General features: G+C 65.2%; 14 protein-coding genes. 9 read left to right on the top strand and 5 right to left on the bottom strand.

Annotated features, from left to right (window positions below; genetic code table 11):
- Positions 1-103 precede the first annotated feature (103 nt).
- The 6 genes from BJI69_RS03485 to BJI69_RS03460 all read left to right on the top strand — a co-directional run bounded on the left by BJI69_RS03485 (position 104) and on the right by BJI69_RS03460 (position 8,349).
- The gene (locus BJI69_RS03485) at positions 104-2,455 is read left to right on the top strand and encodes a GH92 family glycosyl hydrolase (RefSeq protein WP_046968829.1); all 2,352 of its coding nucleotides are present in this window, start codon (positions 104-106) and stop codon (positions 2,453-2,455) included.
- A 241-nt stretch (positions 2,456-2,696) separates the two neighbouring features.
- Positions 2,697-4,493: a sensor histidine kinase gene (locus BJI69_RS03480; protein WP_046968828.1), complete on the top strand. Its 1,797-nt coding sequence runs from the start codon at positions 2,697-2,699 to the stop codon at positions 4,491-4,493.
- Complete coding sequence (locus tag BJI69_RS03475) at positions 4,490-4,936, top strand: response regulator (protein ID WP_046968827.1); 447 nt, start codon at positions 4,490-4,492, stop codon at positions 4,934-4,936. The genes BJI69_RS03480 and BJI69_RS03475 overlap by 4 nt, the downstream gene beginning before the upstream one ends.
- Before the next feature lie 33 nt (positions 4,937-4,969).
- Positions 4,970-6,520, top strand: coding sequence for a response regulator (locus tag BJI69_RS03470; protein ID WP_046968826.1), 1,551 nt, complete (start codon positions 4,970-4,972; stop codon positions 6,518-6,520).
- A gap of 144 nt (positions 6,521-6,664) precedes the next feature.
- On the top strand, positions 6,665-7,807 hold the full coding sequence (locus BJI69_RS03465) for a M23 family metallopeptidase (protein ID WP_046968825.1): 1,143 nt from the start codon (positions 6,665-6,667) through the stop codon (positions 7,805-7,807).
- A gap of 140 nt (positions 7,808-7,947) precedes the next feature.
- The gene (locus BJI69_RS03460) at positions 7,948-8,349 is read left to right on the top strand and encodes a hypothetical protein (RefSeq protein ID WP_046968824.1); all 402 of its coding nucleotides are present in this window, start codon (positions 7,948-7,950) and stop codon (positions 8,347-8,349) included.
- Positions 8,350-8,415: 66 nt separating this feature from the next.
- Here BJI69_RS03460 and BJI69_RS03455 read toward each other — a convergent pair whose 3' ends face one another.
- Complete coding sequence (locus BJI69_RS03455) at positions 8,416-9,816, bottom strand: sigma-54-dependent transcriptional regulator (RefSeq protein ID WP_046968823.1); 1,401 nt, start codon at positions 9,814-9,816, stop codon at positions 8,416-8,418.
- Positions 9,817-9,883: 67 nt separating this feature from the next.
- Positions 9,884-11,527, bottom strand: coding sequence for a sensor histidine kinase (locus BJI69_RS03450; protein ID WP_046968822.1), 1,644 nt, complete (start codon positions 11,525-11,527; stop codon positions 9,884-9,886).
- A gap of 278 nt (positions 11,528-11,805) precedes the next feature.
- Here BJI69_RS03450 and sucC point away from each other — a divergent pair, with 278 nt between their 5' ends.
- From sucC to BJI69_RS03435, 3 genes are all read left to right on the top strand, one after another.
- Positions 11,806-12,966: an ADP-forming succinate--CoA ligase subunit beta gene (sucC, locus tag BJI69_RS03445; protein WP_046968821.1), complete on the top strand. Its 1,161-nt coding sequence runs from the start codon at positions 11,806-11,808 to the stop codon at positions 12,964-12,966.
- A gap of 13 nt (positions 12,967-12,979) precedes the next feature.
- Complete coding sequence (gene sucD / locus BJI69_RS03440; RefSeq protein WP_046968820.1) at positions 12,980-13,852, top strand: succinate--CoA ligase subunit alpha; 873 nt, start codon at positions 12,980-12,982, stop codon at positions 13,850-13,852.
- Positions 13,853-14,057: 205 nt separating this feature from the next.
- Complete coding sequence (locus BJI69_RS03435; protein ID WP_046968819.1) at positions 14,058-14,501, top strand: SRPBCC family protein; 444 nt, start codon at positions 14,058-14,060, stop codon at positions 14,499-14,501.
- Between the two features lie 96 nt (positions 14,502-14,597).
- Here the strand turns inward: BJI69_RS03435 and BJI69_RS03430 are convergent, their stop codons facing one another.
- Genes BJI69_RS03430 through BJI69_RS03420 form a run of 3 tightly spaced genes read right to left on the bottom strand, consistent with a single transcriptional unit; the run spans position 14,598 to position 17,916 of the window.
- A complete protein-coding gene (locus BJI69_RS03430; protein WP_046968818.1) occupies positions 14,598-15,380 on the bottom strand; it encodes a L,D-transpeptidase family protein in 783 nt (260 codons plus the stop codon).
- 56 nt (positions 15,381-15,436) lie between these two features.
- Entirely contained in the window at positions 15,437-16,528 is a 1,092-nt protein-coding gene (locus tag BJI69_RS03425) for a dipeptide epimerase (protein WP_046968817.1), read from the bottom strand.
- Complete coding sequence (locus BJI69_RS03420; protein WP_244890710.1) at positions 16,525-17,916, bottom strand: C40 family peptidase; 1,392 nt, start codon at positions 17,914-17,916, stop codon at positions 16,525-16,527. The genes BJI69_RS03425 and BJI69_RS03420 overlap by 4 nt, the downstream gene beginning before the upstream one ends.
- Between the last annotated feature and the right edge of the window lie 10 nt (positions 17,917-17,926).

The raw sequence follows: 17,926 nt of genomic DNA, 5'->3' as shown, positions 1-17,926 counted from the left end.
CTGCAACATGCGAGGCTGCGGCATCTTTGCTACTTTTGGTCTGTTTGTCACGATCCAAATGTTCGTGACCACTCGAAACGCGTCCACCCGAGGGGAACCACCGATGTCGAGCACCATCCGTTTGCGCCGTGGCCTGCTGGCTGCCGCCCTCTGCCTTGCCCTGCCGGCGCTCGCCGCCGCAGCCTCCAGTGACAAGGGCGGCACGTCCGCCTATGCGGCTGTCGATCCGATGATCGGTACGGGAGGGGATGGCCACACGTTCCCGGGTGCCACGGTGCCGTTCGGCATGATCCAGCTCTCGCCGGACACGGCGATGCCCGACGTGAAGCACGCATACAAGTGGGCCGCCGGCTACCAGTACGGCGACTCGAGCATTCTCGGTTTTTCGCATACGCACTTCTCCGGCAGCGGCCATTCCGACCTGGGCGACGTACTCGTCATGCCCATCGCCGGCGACGTGAAGCTGGACCCCGGCTCCCCCGACCAGCCCGGTAGCGGTTATCGCTCGCGGTTCGACCACAAGAGCGAGAAAGCTGAGGCAGGGTACTACGCCGTCACGCTGGCCGACTACGACGTCCGCGCGGAACTGACCGCCGGCCAGCGCGTGGGCTGGCATCGCTACACCTTCCCCAAGGGCAAGCCGGCGCATCTGCTGCTCGACCTGCGCCCCAGCATCTACGACTACGACGGCAAGGTGCTGTGGTCGAGCCTGCGCGTCCATGCCGACGGCACGGTCACCGGTGGTCGCACCACGCGTGGCTGGGCACCGGGCCGCCAGCTGTATTTCGCCATGCGCTTCAACCAGCCGCTGGCCTCGCGCAGCCTGAAGAACCGCGAGACCGGCGTGCCGTACAAGGGCTTCAGCGGCCCGGGCAATCGTGCCGAGGACGTCGACGCCATGACCGGCCGCGCGCTCGAGGGCGTGTTCGATTTCGGCGACCTGGGCAAGCCGCTGATCGTCAAGGTCGCCGTCTCCTCGGTGAGCGAAGACAACGCCATCGCCAACCTCGACAAGGACGGTGCGGGCTTCGACTTCGACGCCCGCCGCGCGGAAGCCCGGCAGAGCTGGGAGAAGGCGCTGTCGACGGTCGACCTCGTGGCACCGGCCGATACCCGCAAGACCTTCTACACCTCGCTGTACCACGCGATGATCTCGCCCAGCCTGTCCATGGACGTCAACGGCGAATACCGCGGTCCGGACAACCAGGTGCATACCGCGAAGGGCTTCGATTTCTATTCGACCTGGTCGCTGTGGGACGTCTATCGCGCGCAGCAGCCGCTGATGACCCTGCTGCAGCCGGCCAAGAGCAACGACTTCGTCAGCTCGCTGATCGCCGCGCGCCAGTCCAGCCCCTTTGGCATCCTGCCGATCTGGGCCTACCAGGGCATGGAGACGTGGTGCATGATCGGCTACCACGCCGTGCCGGTGATCGCCGATGCCTATATGAAGGGCATTCGGGGTTACGACGCCGATGCGGCGCTCGAGGCGATGGTGGCCAGTGCCACCTATGGCCCTTACGGCGGCATCGACGACTACATGAAGCTCGGCTACGTGCCGATCGATCGCCAGCCGGAAGCGGCCTCGAAGACGGTCGAGTACGCGTTCGACGACTGGTCGCTGGCGCAGATGGCCAAGGCCATGGGCAAGGACGACGTCGCCGCCACGTTTAGCAAGCGGGCGGGCAACTGGAAGAACAGCTTCGACACGAAGACCGGCTTCCTGCGTGCGCGCAAGAGCGACGGTAACTACCGTGAGCCGTTCGATCCCTCGTCGGCGGGCTACGGCAGCGACTACACCGAAGGCAATGCCTGGCAGTATTCCTGGTACGTGCCGCAGGACGTGGCCGGCCTGATCGATGCGCTCGGTGGCAAGGACGCCTTCGTCAAGAAACTCGATTCGGTGTTCGATGCCAAGGTCGATCCGAAGTCCTTCGCGCACGTCGAGGACATCACCGGCCTGATCGGCTGGTACGCGCATGGCAACGAGCCGAGCCATCAGGTGGCCTACCTGTACGACTACGCGGGCCAGCCCTGGAAGACCCAGGAACGCCTCGTGCAGATCATGCAGACGCAGTACACGCCGACACCGACCGGCCTGGTCGGCAACGATGACCTGGGCCAGATGTCGGCCTGGTACATCTTCACGGCGCTGGGCTTCTATCCGGTCGCACCGGGCAGCAACCAGTACGTGATCGGGCGCCCCTTCATCGAGAAGGCCACGCTCAACCTGCCGGGTGGCAAGCACTTCGTGGTCTCGGCCGATCATCTCGATGCCAAGCATCCGTACGTCGGCAAGGTCACCCTCAACGGGCAGCCGCTGGACCGTACGTTTGTGCGTCACGAGGAAATCGTTGCCGGCGGTGAACTGCATTTCACCATGCAGGCCACGCCGGCGAAGGACTGGGGCCAGACCCCGGCGTCACTGCCTTACTCGATGACGCCGTCGGCACCGTAAGGACCCGTCACAGGGCCTTCACGGGCCCTTGGGCATTAAGCACGACTCCATCTGGACGGGTGCGCCGTTCCCTATCCGTAGCCGCCGCCTTCAGGGCGGCCTGCGGAGCAGGACGGCGCACCCGTCATCGTGTCCAAGGTCCCGTCATGCCAAATCATCGAGGCGAGCATCGAAGCGAGGCGCGTGGCGTCTACAATGAGGGTCCTTCACGGGCAGGACGCGTTGCGGGGATGACCACAGCATGATGTTCCGTACCGGATGGCGTTGGCGCCTCGCGGGCCTGCTCGCGGCCGTACTGGTCATCGTCGCCTTGCCTTATGCCGTCACGCGCTCGAGTTCCGAAGACGCGCTCAACTCGCGCGACTGGGTGACCCACACGGCCGACATCAAGGCCACGGTCTATCGCTTCGATGCCATCCTTCGTAGCGCCGAAGCGGCGGTATATACCCGCGTGGCGGGTGGCCCGGACGCGCCGGATCTCACCGTGCGTATCGATGCGCCGCACAAGATGTTGCCCGGACTGGTCGCCAACCTGCGCGAGATGATGCGCGACAACGCCCAGCAGCTCACGCGCCTGGGCGGCCTGGAATCGATCGCCAACGGGCGTATCGGCATGTTCGACAAGGCCATGCAGCAACTTCAGGTCGGCGATCGCGCGGGCGCTTTCGCCACCATGGAAGATTCGCGCCGGCTGTTCCCCTTCCGCGACCAGGTCAAGGTGATCCTCGATGAGGAGTCCAGGCTGCTCGATGCGCGGCGCCAGGTCGCCCAGGATCTCGCCGCCAGCAATCGCATCGTCCTGCTGGTGGCGGCACTCGCGCAGATTGCCCTGCTCGGTATCGTGGTCTTCGTTTCCGAACGGCAGATCGCCATTCGCCTTGCGGCGGAATCCCGCGTGGCGCAGGCCGTGCAGCGTTCGCAGCTGATCCTGCAGGCCGTGCGGGAGCCGATCGCCATGCTCGATGGCAATTTGCGGGCACTGCTGGTCAATACGGCCTTCGCCGAGGTCTACGGCTACGACGTCGAGAAAGACCACAACTCGCCACTGGAAGCGATCGGCCAGGGGGCGTGGAAGGATACGGCCCTGCTGCAGCGCCTCTCCGACGTGCTCGCGCGCGATCGCGAACTCTGGGACTACGAACTCACCCAGCGTACGGTCGATGGCATCGACCGCTTCGTGGTGATCAATGCCCGTCGTATCGAGCAGCCCGAAAGCACGGCCCCCGCCTTGCTGCTCACGGTGAGCGACATCACCGCGCGAGCCCTGGTGGAGCAGAAGGTGAGCGAATTGAATCGCCAGCTCGAGGGTAAGGTCGAGCAGATCTCGGACGTCAATCGCGAGCTCGAAGCCTTCAGTTACTCGGTCTCGCATGACCTGCGCGCACCGCTGCGCCATATCTCCGGCTTCGCCGGCAAGCTGGAAGCGCAACTCGGCGACGGCGCGGACGAGCGCTCGCGGCACTATATCGACGTGATCAGCAGTTCCTCGCGCCGCATGGCCCAGCTCATCGACGACCTGCTCGTGTTCTCCCGCCTGGGTCGCGGCGCCTTGCGCCTGCAGCCGGTGGACATGCAGTCCCTGGTCGAAGAGGCACGCGCCCTGGTGGAAACCGACGCGCGAGACCGCCGTATCGACTGGAAGGTCTCGCCTTTGCCTATCGTCATCGGCGACGAAAACATGCTGCGTACGGTCTGGCAGAACCTGCTCGGTAACGCGGTGAAATACACCGGCAATCGTGAGCGTGCGCAGATCGAAGTGACACTCGACCGCACCCCGGCGGGCGACTACGAGTTTGCCGTGCGCGACAATGGCGCCGGTTTCGACATGCAATACGCGGGCAAGCTGTTTGGCGTCTTCCAGCGGCTGCACCGTGCGTCCGAATTTCCCGGCAACGGCATCGGCCTCGCTAACGTGCGGCGGATCATCGCGCGCCATGGTGGCCGCACCTGGGCCGAAGGCGAGCTCGACAGCGGCGCCACCTTCCACTTTTCCTTGCCGGCCTCGGACGTTCCGGGCTCCAGAATGGGTGACACATGAATCAGCGCGACCTGCGCACCATCCTCCTCGTCGAAGACTCGATGGCCGATGCCGAGATGGCTATCGACGCGCTTCGTGAGGCCAAGCTCGCCAATCCCGTGGTTCATGTCGAAGACGGCGTGGATTGCCTGGACTGGCTGCATCGTCGAGGCCAGTACGCGAATCGCACCGAAGGCGATCCGTCGGTGATCCTGCTCGACATCAAGATGCCGCGCATGGACGGGCTGGAAGTCCTCAAGCAGCTGCGCACGGAAGAAAAGTGGAAGCGCCTGCCGGTGGTGATTCTTTCCTCCTCGCGGGAAGAGAGCGACCTGGCGCGCAGCTGGGACCTCGGTGTGAATGCCTATGTGCTGAAGCCGGTGGACGTGCAACAGTTCTTCACCGCGGTGCAGACGCTCGGCCATTTCTGGGCCGTGCTCAATCAGCGCCCGGATGGCGAGTAATCGGTCGAAACCAGAGAGCGTACGGGCATAAGCATGAGCGGGTACGAGAACAAAGTCAGAATCCTTCAGGTCGAGGACAATGCCCTCGACGCCGAACTCGTGTTGACCGAGCTCGACCAGGATGGACTCGCCTACGAGGTGATGCTCGTCGATGACGAGCCGGCCTTCACCGCGGCACTCGACAGTTTCGAGCCGAACATCGTGCTGTCCGACCTGAGCATGCCCTCGTTCAGTGGCGAGCGCGCGCTGCAGATCCTGCGCGAGCGCAGCGCCGAGATACCGTTTATCTTCATATCGGCGACGCTGGGCGAAGAAGCGGCCATCGTCGCGCTGCGCAACGGCGCCACCGACTACATCCTCAAGCAGAACACGGCGCGCCTGGCCTCCGCCGTGCGCCGTGCCTTGCGTGAAGCCGAGGAGCAGCGCGCCCGCGCCCGTGCCGAGCTCGAGCTGATTCGCGCGCAGCGCTTCGAAAGCCTGGCGCTGCTCGCGGGTGGTCTCAGCCACGACTTGCGCAACCTCCTGCAGCCCCTGTTGCTTGCCGGTGACACGCTGGAAGACTATGCCGACGATCCGCGGCTGGCGCGCCTTGGCGCGCTGGTGCGCGACTGCGGGCGTCGCGGCCTGGAGATGGTCTCCTCGATGCTGTCGTTCGCCCGCGGCGCGCGTCGTGCCGAGCAGGTGCGGCTCGGTGCCCTGCTCGAAGCACTCAAGCTGCTCATGCAGGGCAGTGTGCCGCGTTCGATCGAGATGAACGTCGACATCTTCGACGCGGATGTCGCTTTCGAAGGCAATCACACCGAACTCCAGCAATGCCTGCTCAACCTCTGCCTCAATGCGATCCAGGCCATGCCCGACGGCGGCCACCTGAAGGTCGAAACGGCGCAGGCCAACCTGCCCGAGGATTTCTTCGTTGAAGGCGAGCAGCCCGCACCGGGACGCTACCTGCGGCTTTCGGTGATCGACACCGGCGCCGGCATGACGACCGAGGTGCTGCAGCGCCTGTTCGAACCCTTCTTCACCACCAAGGAGCTGGGCACCGGCCTCGGCCTGCTCTCGTGCAAGCGCATCGTCGCCAGTCACGGTGGTCTGATGCGCGTGCGCAGCAAGCTCGGTGAAGGTACCCAGTTCCATCTCTACCTGCCGCTCAACCCGGAAGAGGGGGTGGATGCCGAGCCGCTGGTGATGGAGTCGAGCCTGCAGGGCGAGGCCGAGCGTGTGCTCGTGGTGGTCGAAGAGGCGGTGCAGCTGTCGTTGCTGGCCGATACGCTCGATGCCTACGGCTACCAGGCCGGCGCGAGCCAGAGCGGCACGGCGGCGCTGCAGTGGATCGAGGCGCATGGTGTCCCCGACCTGGTGGTCATGGACGCCGACATGAACCTGTTCACCGGCGTGCGCACGCTCGCGGCCTTGCTCGATCACGGCTATACCGGCGCGGTGCTGCTGCTCGCACGTCCGGACAAGCCGCCGAATCTCGATGAGCTACCGCAGCTGGATCATTTGTACATCCTCGACAAGCCGATCCAGTCCAAGGCACTGTTGCGCAAGGTGCGCGAGGCATTGGAAGCCAGCGGACGCGCGTGAGTCCGTCGCCGCTTGCGTAGCGGCGACGCCTTCCCTAGATTCCGCGTTATGCCGCCGCAGGCGCGGTACAAGGGGCAGGGAATGACGAAGGCATCGAATGGCCGGGCGGGGGCGCTCGTGCGGCCTCGTCCGTGGATTGGCGCCATGAGCTTGATGGGCTTCACGGTGGCGGCATTCGCTGCCGATTCAGCCGCACCTGTACCCTTGCCGGCCCCTGTCGAGGCGCGCGTGCCGTTCGCTCCATCGCCGTTTGCCGGAAGCGATGGCGCCACGCATCTTGCCTACGAGATGCAGATCACCAACGTCTATGGCGACACCGGCACCTTGCGGCCACGAACGCTCGACGTGCTCGACGATCAGGATCGCGTCTTGCTGCATCTGGACGACGCCGGCGTGGATGCGGCGGTCCGGTCAGCGCCCGACGAGGGCAAGCCAGCCGGCATCGTTGCGGGCAAGCGGAGCACGGTGTTCGTGTGGATCACCCTGCCGGCGGGCGCTACGCCGCATACGTTGCACCACCGTCTTGCCTTCACCGATGAGAAGGGTCAGGTCAGTCGCGTGGATGGCGTGCCGGTCGAGGTGTCCGATCGTGCAGCGCTTCACCTCGGCGCGCCGCTGAAGGGTGGCCTGTGGCTGGCGCATGAGGGGCCGGGCAACGCCCATTCGCATCACTGGGGTAGCCTCGTCGCCGTGAACGGGACACTGACGATTCCACAGCGTTTCGCGATCGATTTCGTCGGCATCGACAAGCGGGGGCTGGCGTTCAAGTCCGTCAAGGACATTCACGCCACGACGTACGCCGACTGGTTCGGCTACGGCGCCGAGGTGCTCGCGGTCGCCAACGGTACCGTGGTGGCGGCGCGCGATGGCGAGGAGGAGCACAAGCCGCTGGAAGCCCAGTCTGAGCCCACGTCCCTTTCGCTCGACGGCCTCTTCGGCAATTACGTCGTCATCGACCTGGGCGGCGGCAACTTCGCCGGCTATGCCCATCTGAAGCGTGGCAGCGTCACGGTGAAGGCGGGCGATGCTGTCGTGCGTGGGCAGGTCATCGGCGCGCTGGGGCAGTCCGGTAACTCCGCGGCGCCGCACCTTCATTTCCAGGTAGCGAATGCAGCAACCTTCGAAGGCTCCGAAGGTGTGCCGTATGTCTTCGATAAGGTCGATAGCTATGGACCGGAAAGCGAAGGCCAGCTGTTTGGCATGGGCGATCGATGGAAGTCCGCGACGGTCCAGCATGGGTCCGCGCAGTTGCCGCTGAGCGATACGGTGGTGGGCTTTCCGAGGTAAGCGCGACCGCGGCGGACGCGCGAGCGATTCGCTCGATTTTCCAGAATTCTTCCATTTCGATGTGCTGGCTAACTCCGTACCGTCAACCGAAACGTGTTTCCGGCACCGCCGCGAAATAGTCGTTCGTAGGGGAGGGTGTGATGGCCAGTAATTATCGGGACAAGGCAAATGACATCGAGCGCCGCATGCGGCGCCGTACACAGCTCGCCTTCTTTGTCGGCGCTTCGATATTGCACGTGACGGCGACGAGCATACTCTTCGCCCTGCAGACGTCATGCGCGTATCCGCGATGCGTGGACGGTATCGGCTTCGAGGTGTTCCGGGCCGTGATGCACGTCCCCCTGTTCGTCACGCCGTGGCTGGGCCTTCCATCGCCTGATGTCGACTTCGTGAGGGACCCCGCCTTACTCCCCTTCGTGCTGTTGAACGCCATCCTCGCCGTGGCGCTCTACTGGGGCGCTGCGGTCGCCGGATATCGCGGCCATCGCTACTGGCGGTCCCGGCAGTGGGAGAAGCTCCGTACAGCGCATCGCGGGCGTTAGAGCGACGGGCTCGCCTTCCTGAAAGGCCTCGAAGGATCAGGTGGCGAAGCCCGCCAGTGACCGTCGTCAGTCGATGCCGAGCTTCTTCAACTTGTAGCGCAGCGCGCGGAAGGTGATGCCCAGCTTCTTCGCCGTTGCCGTCTTGTTGTAGCGCGACTCTTCGAGTGCCTTGATGATCGTGTCGCGCTCGATATTGGAGATGTAGTCTTCGAGCGAGCCATCGGTCGCGGCCACGCGTGGCGCGGGTGCGCCTGCCTGGGCGGCGACGGCATCGGGCGACGCAGGGCTCGCCGGTGCCGCGACGGCCGCACGCTGCGGCAGCATCAGGTCGTCGGCTTCGATCGTGTCGCCTTCGCACATGGCCATGGCGCGCTCGAGGATGTTCTCCAGTTCGCGCACGTTGCCGGGGAACTGGTAGGCCTCGAGGGCCGCCAATGCGTCGGCGCGCAGGCGGCCCGGCGCGCCGCCGGACTCCGAGGCGAGCTGGCGGAGGATGAATTCGGCGAGGGCAGGGACGTCGCCGCGGCGATCGCGCAGCGGCGGCACACGCAGCTCGATCACGTTGATGCGGTAGAACAGATCCTGGCGGAACAGGCCTTCCTCGACCAGCGCCGCAAGGTTCTTGTGCGTGGCCGAAAGAATGCGCACGTCGACCGGAATCTCGTCGCGTCCGCCGATCGGACGAACCGCCTTCTCCTGGATCGCGCGCAGCAGCTTGACCTGCATGTGCAGCGGCAGCTCGGCGACTTCGTCGAGGAACAGGGTGCCGCCCTGGGCTGCCTGGAACAGGCCTTCCTTGTCGGCATGGGCGCCCGTGAAGCTGCCCTTGCGGTGACCGAAGAACTCGCTCTCCATCAATTCGGACGGAATCGCGCCGCAGTTGACCGGCACGAACGCACCGGGCGCACGCGGGCCCAGTTCGTGGATGAGCCGGGCAACCAGTTCCTTGCCCACGCCGGACTCGCCGCCGATGTAGACCGGGGCCTGGTTGCGGGCGAGCTTGGCGATCTTCGAGCGGACCTCGGCCATGGCCTGCGAATCGCCGATCAGGCGGTCGGCGCCCGGGCCACCCTTGCTACCGGCTTCGGCCCGGCGCTCCTCGGAGAGCTTCAGCGCCGTGCGCACCAGGCGGCGTAGCAGGTGGATATCCACCGGCTTGGACACGAAATCGAAGGCACCGGCCTTCAGGGCGTTCACTGCCGCGTCCACGTTGCCGTAGGCGGTAATCATCGCCACCGGCATGTCGGGGTGGTTGGCCGCGATCAGCTCGATGATTTCCTGGCCGCTGCCGTCGGGCAGCCGCATGTCGGTGAAACACAGGTCGTAACGGCGATTGGCGAGTGCGCTCCGCGCTTCGTTGACGCTCCCCACGGCGTCGACGTCGAGTTCCATTCGACCGAGGGTGATGGTCAGCAACTCACGGATGTCCCGCTCGTCGTCGATGACCAGAACGGTCTGCTTGCTCATTGGGTCCGAAGGCTTCGGTGAATGTTCCCAATGTAACCGTCCGGACGGCAGGAGCAAAGCACGCTGTTCACGCCCGGGCCGCCGCGGGTGCCGTCGAGGTGCTGCGCGCCGGCGGGGTGAGGCTGATCCGGAAGCAGCTGCCACCGCCCGCCACGCGGACATATTCGAGGGCGGCCTGGTTGGCTTCGGTCATCTGCCGGGCCAGGTACAGGCCCAGTCCCGTGCCGTATTCGTGCGTGGTGAAGAAGGGTTCGAAGATCTGCGCGGCGACCTTGGGCGGGATGCCGGGGCCGCGATCGATCACCTCGAGAATGGGGATACCCACCTCGGAATGGCGGGCGACCAGCATGACCCGGGCCGGCTCGCCCGGCAGGCGGCCGTAGCGCAGGGCGTTCTGCACCAGGTTCCAGGCCACCTGCTGGAGGTGCTGGGGGTCGGCCACGGCCGCCACGGGTTCGCCGCCGGACACGGCGCGCAGGATGTCCGAGCCGAGGTCGTTGCCCTGGCGATATTCGGTGACGAAGTGGTGCACCCACTGGCTCAGGTCGAGGGTTTCCGGCCGCGAGCGCTCGCGGCGCGACAACTGCAGGATGTTCTCGATGATTTCGTTAAGGCGCGAGCAGTGGTTGTTGATGATCTCGACCATGCGCAGGTCGGTATCGTTCATGTCGGTCGATTCGGCGAGCAGCTGGGCCGAATAGTGGATCGCCGCCAGCGGATTCCGAATCTCGTGGGCGATCGACGCGGACAGGCGGCCCAGTGAGCTGAGGGTGAGCTCTTCGGCGCGGCGCGACACCAGGGAGGTGTCGTCGAGGAAGATCAGTACGTGCGAGTCGTCGTTCGGCGCCAGGCGCGAGAAGCGCGGGATCACCTCGGGCGTGCCGTCGGCCAGCATGGTCGCGCTCTCGTCCAGCTTGCCCGAGGTGCGCCAGTGATAAAGGCGTCGCGAGAGCTCGGGGGCCAGGGTGCCCAGGTCGCGCTGGTCGGCTGAGGGGTTGCCCATGAGCATCCAGGCCGACTCGTTGAGCTGGTGGATGCGGTTCCCTTCGTCGACCAGCAGCACGCCGGTCTTCATGCGGCGGATGATCAGTTCGTTGACCTGGGACAGGTTGGCCAGGTCGATGCCGCGCTGCTCCGCCAGCGCCTCGGAGGCGCGGATGTTGCGGCCGAGCACGTAACACAGCGAGGTACAGGCGAAGTAAGCCGCGCCGAACAGACCGTACTCGGCCAGCTCGCGATCCGGGGCGGCTGCGTCGCCCAGGTCGAAAAACGAGTGGCCCAGCATGCCGAGCGTCGCCAGGGCGGCGAAGAACATCGATAGCCGGAAGGGCAGCAGCAGGGCGCCCGTGGCCAGGTTGACCGCCAGCATCATGGCCACGCCCATGCGCACGTCGTGCATGAGCACGAGGGCGAGCAGGGCCGCTGCAATGTCCAGGGACAGGCCGATCGAGACGATCAGGACCGGCCGGTTCAGCGACTGACGGGTGCGCGCGACCATGACCAGGGCGGCCAGCAGGTAGGCCAGGGCGAACAGGCGGGCGAATAGCGGTTCGGGCAGGTTCGGCCAGTTCAGGTGCTCCGGATGAAACGCCAGCGCCGTGTAGACCGCCGCCTGACCCAGGCGGAAGTAGTTGAAAAAGAACAGTTCGTGGCGGGCGGTGGCCTGACTCGCCGGGGTCCTTGCGGCTATCGTCGAAGCGGGCGTGGACACGTGGGTACTTCTCCGCCGGGCCCCCCGGGGCCTGGATGACCCTCAGTATAGGTGCCGACGCCGTCGCGGCAAGACGCGCCTGCGGCAGCGAAAAACCGGGCCGCGGGCCGCGCCGCGCCGTCAATGAGGCGGCGCCCCTTTCCATCCGGGGCGCCTTCCGGGAAAATACGCGGCCGTATTGCGTGAAACTTGCGCAATCGCTCCATCCCCCATCCCCGTGCGCGCCGTTTACGGCCTGCACGCGTCCACATGTTTCTCCCGTTCGCTCGAGGTATCGAATGAATTTCCACGAGTACCAGGCTAAAGAACTGTTCGCCAAGTACGGCATCGCCGTACCGCCGGGCAAGGTTGCCAACTCTCCCGACGCCGCTGTCGACGCCGCCAAGCACCTTGGTGGTTCGCAGTGGATGGTCAAGGCCCAGATCCATGCCGGCGGTCGCGGCAAGGCCGGTGGCGTCAAGTTCTGCCGCAGCCTCGATGCCGTGCGCGATGCCGCCAAGGGCATGCTCGGCACGAACATGGAAACCTACCAGTCGGCCGGCCGCGCGCTGCCCGTCAATCTGGTCCTGGTGACCGACGCGACCGACATCGCGAAGGAACTGTACCTCTCGATCCTCACCGATCGTGACACCAAGTCCATCTCGTTCATCGCCTCCAAGCACGGCGGCGTGGACATCGAGCAGGTCGCCGCTGAAACGCCGGAAGACATCCACACCTTCCAGGTGGACTTCGTCGAAGGCCTGCAGCCGTACCAGTGCCGTGAGCTCGGGTTCAAGATGGACCTGAATCCGAAGCAGGTCGGTCAGCTCGTGAAGATCATGCTTGGCCTGTACAAGCTGTTCAACGAGAAGGACCTCGCCCTGGTCGAGCTGAACCCGCTCGCCATTCTCGAAGACGGCAACCTCGCCGCCCTCGACGGCAAGGTCAACTCCGACGACAACGCCGAGTTCCGCCACGCCGATCTCGCGGCGATGCGCGATCTCACGCAGGAAGACGCCGCCGAAGCGGCCGCCGTCCAGCACAACCTCAACTACGTCACGATGGACGGCACGATCGGCTGCATGGTCAACGGCGCCGGTCTGGCGATGGCCACGATGGACGTGATCAAGCTGGCAGGCGGTGAGCCCGCCAACTTCCTCGACGTCGGCGGCGGTGCCACCAAGGAGCGCGTCTCCGAGGCGTTCAAGCTGATCCTCTCGTCCGACAAGGTGAAGGCCATCCTGGTCAACATCTTCGGCGGTATCGTGCGCTGCGACCTGATCGCCGAAGGCATCATCGCCGCGGTGAAGGAAGTGGGTCTGCAGATCCCGGTGATCGTGCGCCTGCAGGGCACGAACGTCGATGAAGGTCGCAAGCTCCTGGCCAACTCGGGCCTGGCGATCACGCCGGCCGACGATCTTAACGATGCGGCCCAGAAGGCCGTGGCCGCAGCGGCCTGAGGAGCATATTTAAATGAGCGTCCTGATCAACAAGAACACCAAGGTCCTCGTCCAGGGTTTCACCGGACAGCAGGGTACCTTCCACGCCGAACAGGCCATTGCGTACGGCACCAAGGTCGTCGGCGGTGTCACGCCGGGCAAGGGTGGTTCCGAGCACATCAACCTGCCGGTCTTCAACACGGTGCGTGACGCGGTCGACCAGGCCGGCGCCGACGCGTCGGTGATCTTCGTTCCGCCTCCGTTCGCTGCCGACTCGATCCTCGAAGCCATCGCCGGTGGCATCAAGATCATCGTCACGATCACCGAAGGCATTCCGGTGCTCGACATGATGCGCGTGAAGAACGTGCTCAAGTCGCACCCGGACGTCGTGCTCGTCGGTCCGAACTGCCCGGGTGTCATCACCCCGGGTGAGTGCAAGATCGGCATCATGCCGGGCCACATCCACAAGCCGGGCAAGGTCGGTATCGTCTCGCGTTCGGGCACCCTGACGTACGAAGCGGTGTTCCAGACCACGAACGAAGGCCTCGGCCAGTCGACGTGCATCGGTATCGGTGGCGACCCGATCAACGGCCTGAACTTCATCGACTGCCTGAAGCTGTTCCAGGACGATCCGCAGACCGAAGGCATCATCATGGTCGGCGAAATCGGCGGCAGCGCGGAAGAAGACGCGGCCGAGTTCATCAGCCAGTACGTCAAGAAGCCGGTCGTGTCGTTCATCGCCGGTGCCTCGGCACCTCCGGGCAAGCGCATGGGCCACGCCGGTGCGATCATCTCCGGCGGCAAGGGCACGGCGGAAGCCAAGTTCGCCGCGCTCGAGAAGGCTGGCGTGACCACGGTCAAGTCGCCCGCCGACCTCGGCAAGACCCTCGCCGGTCTGATGAAGTAATACCCACCCGCCTCGGCGAGTGACGAAAACCGCGGCCCCCGGGCCGCGGTTTTTTTATGTCCTTGCCCAAGGCAGGAGCCGATTCATCGGCGATCCCGCGGCAGCGGGCCAGTCGGCCGTATCCCTAAGCTGAAACGGATGTCGATCTCCCCCATCCCCGTTCGTCGTAGAGAATGAAGACCTCACTTCGTCACGGAGAACCACCATGACCGGCACCGTCCGCCTGCACCGCGTATTCACCGCCCCCACCGAGCGCGTCTACCGCGCCTTCCTCGACGCCGCCGCCCTTTCGAAATGGCTCCCGCCGGACGGCTTCACCTGCACGGTCCACGAGCTGGACGCCCGGGTCGGTGGGCGGTACCGGATGTCGTTCACCAACTTCTCCACGGGCAACGGCCACAGCTTCGGCGGCACCTACCTCGAGCTGGTTCCGAACGAGCGCATCGTCCATGACGATCGCTTCGACGATCCGGGGCTACCGGGCACCATGGTCACCACGATCAGCCTGCGTGCGGTTTCCTGCGGTACTGACGTGCAGATCGTGCAGGAGGGGATTCCCGATGTGATTCCCGTTGAGCAGTGTTACCTGGGGTGGCAGGAATCGTTGACGTTACTCGAGCGGTTGGTGGAGGTGTCGATTCCTGACTGAAGAGCATCGCCGATGAATCGGCTCCCACAGTTAGATCGGCCCCCACAGTTACATCGACTCTCAAAGTTACATCGGCTCTCAAAGTTACATCGGGGCCTACAGGAGGGCGGGGAGGTTCCAGGCGTCGCGCAGGCGCATGTACTCGGCTTTGGGTAGCAGCACGAAGACCGGCTTCTTTTTCGGGTCGAGCCAGGCGAGGAGTTTCTCCATGGTCTCGTCGGTCATGGCGGTGCAGCCGGCGGTGGGCGACGTCGGCGAGCGCCACAGGTGCGCGAAAATGCAGCTGCCGGCACCGCGGCGGCCTTCGGGGTTGTGCTCGATGACGAAGCCGATGCGGTAGGCATGGTCGCCGTTGAGATGGAGGTCGCGACGCATGGGCTCGGTGGCGCCGGCGACGGCTTTCTCACCCACCTGCCTGGTGTCGACCACCTGGTTGTAATAGGGCGAGTCGGTCACGTCCACGCAATAGTCCGACGCGGTGAGCCCTCGGTAGGGCAGGGCGGTGGCGTTGGTCTCGGCATAGCCGAAAGCCTGTCCGATCCTGAAAATGCCGGCCGGGCTGCGTGCATCGCCTTCCACCTTGGTAGGGCCGTCCTGTTGGACCGGATGAAGGCCGACGCCCCAGGCACTCCCGTGCTTGCCGATGGTGACGTCGGCGGGAGCGCCCACCGGCTTCCATGTCGTGCCATCGCGTTCGAAAGTGCGCAGGCTGCCGTGATTCGCGTCCCAGCCGTCCGTGGTGACGACGATCATCTGTCGGGACACGGACCAGGCGGCTGGTGCCTCGAAGCCGCTCGCAGTGGCGGCCAGGCAGAGCGTGGCCGCCACTGCGAGAGTAACCAGGCCGAGCGAGTAGGTCCTGAATCGACGTAGCAACATGGTGTCATTCCGAGGCGGTGGCCGGTGAATCCGGTTGAGATGAAAACGCGCTGCGCTTAGAGCGGCGCCAGGCCGCGAACGTTCCCGATGCCGAGACCGGGTGCATCGTCGACGGTGATGCGTGGCCCGTCGAAGCGAACGCCTCCTTCCACGGGATTGAAGCTGCACAGCGAGGGTCCGTCCAGATCGATGCGGGTGATCGTCCGTGAGCGCGCGATTGCCACGTGCACGGCGGCGGCCACGCTGATGCTGGACTCCAGCATGCAGCCCATCATGCATGGGATGCCATGGGTGGCGGCGATGTCGGCGATACGCAGCGCCTGGGTGATGCCGCCGGCCTTCATCAGCTTGATGTTGATGATGTCGGCCGCACGCAGGCGGATGATCTCCATCACATCGGCGGGTGCAAACACGCTTTCGTCGGCCATCACCGGCGTATTCACGCGCTCGGTGACGTAGCGCATGCCGGCGAGATCGTGCGCCGGTACGGGCTGCTCGATGAGGTCCAGCACTACGCCCTCGTTCTCCAGGATCGTCAGCACGCGAACGGTGTCTTTCGCCGTCCAGCCCTGGTTGGCGTCGAGACGTAGGGCGGCGCGTCCCGCGACGGCGTCATGGATCGCGCGTACGCGTGCGACGTCGGTAGCGACGTCTTTGCCGACCTTGATCTTGAGCGCCTCATACCCCTCGTCCAGCGCGGCGAGCGCATCGGCGACCATGGTATCCACGTCGTTGACGCTGATCGTCAGGTCGGTGGTGAGCATCGGCGTGCCACCGCCGAGCAACGTGTAGACCGGCGACCGATGCAGCTGGCCCCAGAGGTCGTAGACCGCGATCTCCACGGCGGCTTTCGCGCTGCCGTTGTTCGCTATGGCGCTCTGGATCAGGTCGGTGATCCGGTTGAGATCCGCCAGGTCTTCGCCCACGAGTCGCGGCGCGATGTGATGTCGGATCGCGTGCACGATCGATCCATGCGTCTCACCCGTGATCGCGGCGGTCGGAGGTGCCTCCCCATAACCGACGTGACCGTCGTCGGTGTGCAGCATCACGACGATGTCCTCGACCTGCTCCAAGGTGCGCAGCGCCGTCTTGAAAGGCGTCTTCAGCGGGACGCGCAGCATGCCGAGGGTGATGTCGGTGATCTTCATGGGCGAAGGCGGACGATACTGACCATGCGGTCGACGAAGCTGGCATCGTCGCTGAACATCAGTGGCAGCAGCGGCGTCACCGACACCTCGTTGAGCTTGACCCGCCGCATGCTGCCATCGGCCTGGCGGTAGCTGATGCCGCTTACATCGTGGATGACATAGGGCTTGTCATCGACCTTGCCAATCACCATCAGCACGTGACCGGGGATGTAGACCAGATCGCCGACGTCGAGCGCCATGGCCGCCCTGAGGCGTACATCGTGGCTGTCCTTCGCCGTGTACAGCGTATGCGTCATGCCGGGACTCGTCGCCTGGTCGCCCGTGTTACGCGGCATTTGAACGCCCATGCTGCGGTAGACATCCGCGACGAATCCGCTGCAGTCGCGTCCGTTATAGGCGTGTCCCCAGCCGTAGCGTTCGCCGAGGAACTTGAAAGCCTGCTGGATGATGTTGGCGCGGGTCAGTGGCAGGTAGGCGGGTGAGGAGTCCTGGTTGCGCTGGAGCAGGGCAGGCCGAAATGCCAACCTGTCGTTCGCGTCGCGCTCGGGAAGGCTCAGCACCCACGAGGTGTACGGGCTCTGGCCGTTTACCGGTTGGTCCGGCGGCAGCGACGTATCGAGCGGCACGCGCGTGCCCATGTCGAGCTGCAGTTCCGAGAGCGCGCGTGCCTCTGGCGAGTACACGGTGAGCGGCTTGGCCCCGGTAATGACCCGGTAAGGCGTCGCGTCCACATGCGCGAAGACCTGGTTCGCTTCGCCGAGGGCGACATCCTCGGCGCGCACCCAGGCCGCGTAAGTGGGGCTGACGACGAAGACCCATTGCGCATCCTTGCTGGCATGAGCGACGACGAGAGGATCGCCCGGGAAAAGCGTGCTTTCCTGAAAGCGGTCGATATCCGTATCGCCCACGTGGCTGAAGGCGCGCAGGTCGGTCGGGAAAGTCCGCAGCGCCGTGCGCCGCAATGCCATGCCGTAGCGCGGGGTGACCTGTGCGGGAAGGGCGTCAACCGCGACATTGGCCATGATCGCATCGAGCCGGTCGGCGTCGATGGCGTGGCCGTCGGCATCGACGAGTGCTCGTGAAGGACGGGCGGATCGTTGCAGGATCCACGCCTTTACCTGTGCCTGCGCGAGCGTGGCGGGCAGGTGCCGGATGTCGTGCATCGACGGATCGAGTCGCGCGATGCGCTCGTTCAACGCACCGATAGCGGCGGCATCGAGCAGGACGGCGTCCGGTTCGGTCAGACGACCGACCCATGTCGACGCGGAAAGATCGGCGTCGGTGATGCCGGGAATACCCGATGCAGGGACCTCTTGCGCAACGACCGTCGGTGCGACGGCGGTGGTGGCCAGCACCCAGGCCATCAGCACATGGCGAAACCTATTCACGCATTGAACC

It is taken from the genome of Luteibacter rhizovicinus DSM 16549, assembly GCF_001887595.1.
Classification (GTDB): Bacteria; Pseudomonadota; Gammaproteobacteria; order Xanthomonadales; family Rhodanobacteraceae; genus Luteibacter; species Luteibacter rhizovicinus.
The sequence above is the reverse complement of the archived record's forward strand: the minus strand, read 5'-3'. Positions and strand labels throughout refer to the sequence as shown.

Excerpts from the sequence above, each read along its gene's own strand:
- BJI69_RS03485 (WP_046968829.1), top strand. The coding sequence starts at position 104 with ATGTCGAGCACCATCCGTTTGCGCCGTGGCCTGCTGGCTGCCGCCCTC.
- BJI69_RS03480 (WP_046968828.1), top strand. The coding sequence starts at position 2,697 with ATGATGTTCCGTACCGGATGGCGTTGGCGCCTCGCGGGCCTGCTCGCG.
- BJI69_RS03475 (WP_046968827.1), top strand. The coding sequence starts at position 4,490 with ATGAATCAGCGCGACCTGCGCACCATCCTCCTCGTCGAAGACTCGATG.
- BJI69_RS03470 (WP_046968826.1), top strand. The coding sequence starts at position 4,970 with ATGAGCGGGTACGAGAACAAAGTCAGAATCCTTCAGGTCGAGGACAAT.
- BJI69_RS03465 (WP_046968825.1), top strand. The coding sequence starts at position 6,665 with ATGAGCTTGATGGGCTTCACGGTGGCGGCATTCGCTGCCGATTCAGCC.
- BJI69_RS03460 (WP_046968824.1), top strand. The coding sequence starts at position 7,948 with ATGGCCAGTAATTATCGGGACAAGGCAAATGACATCGAGCGCCGCATG.
- BJI69_RS03455 (WP_046968823.1), bottom strand. The coding sequence starts at position 9,816 with ATGAGCAAGCAGACCGTTCTGGTCATCGACGACGAGCGGGACATCCGT.
- sucC (WP_046968821.1), top strand. The coding sequence starts at position 11,806 with ATGAATTTCCACGAGTACCAGGCTAAAGAACTGTTCGCCAAGTACGGC.
- sucD (WP_046968820.1), top strand. The coding sequence starts at position 12,980 with ATGAGCGTCCTGATCAACAAGAACACCAAGGTCCTCGTCCAGGGTTTC.
- BJI69_RS03435 (WP_046968819.1), top strand. The coding sequence starts at position 14,058 with ATGACCGGCACCGTCCGCCTGCACCGCGTATTCACCGCCCCCACCGAG.
- BJI69_RS03430 (WP_046968818.1), bottom strand. The coding sequence starts at position 15,380 with ATGTTGCTACGTCGATTCAGGACCTACTCGCTCGGCCTGGTTACTCTC.
- BJI69_RS03425 (WP_046968817.1), bottom strand. The coding sequence starts at position 16,528 with ATGAAGATCACCGACATCACCCTCGGCATGCTGCGCGTCCCGCTGAAG.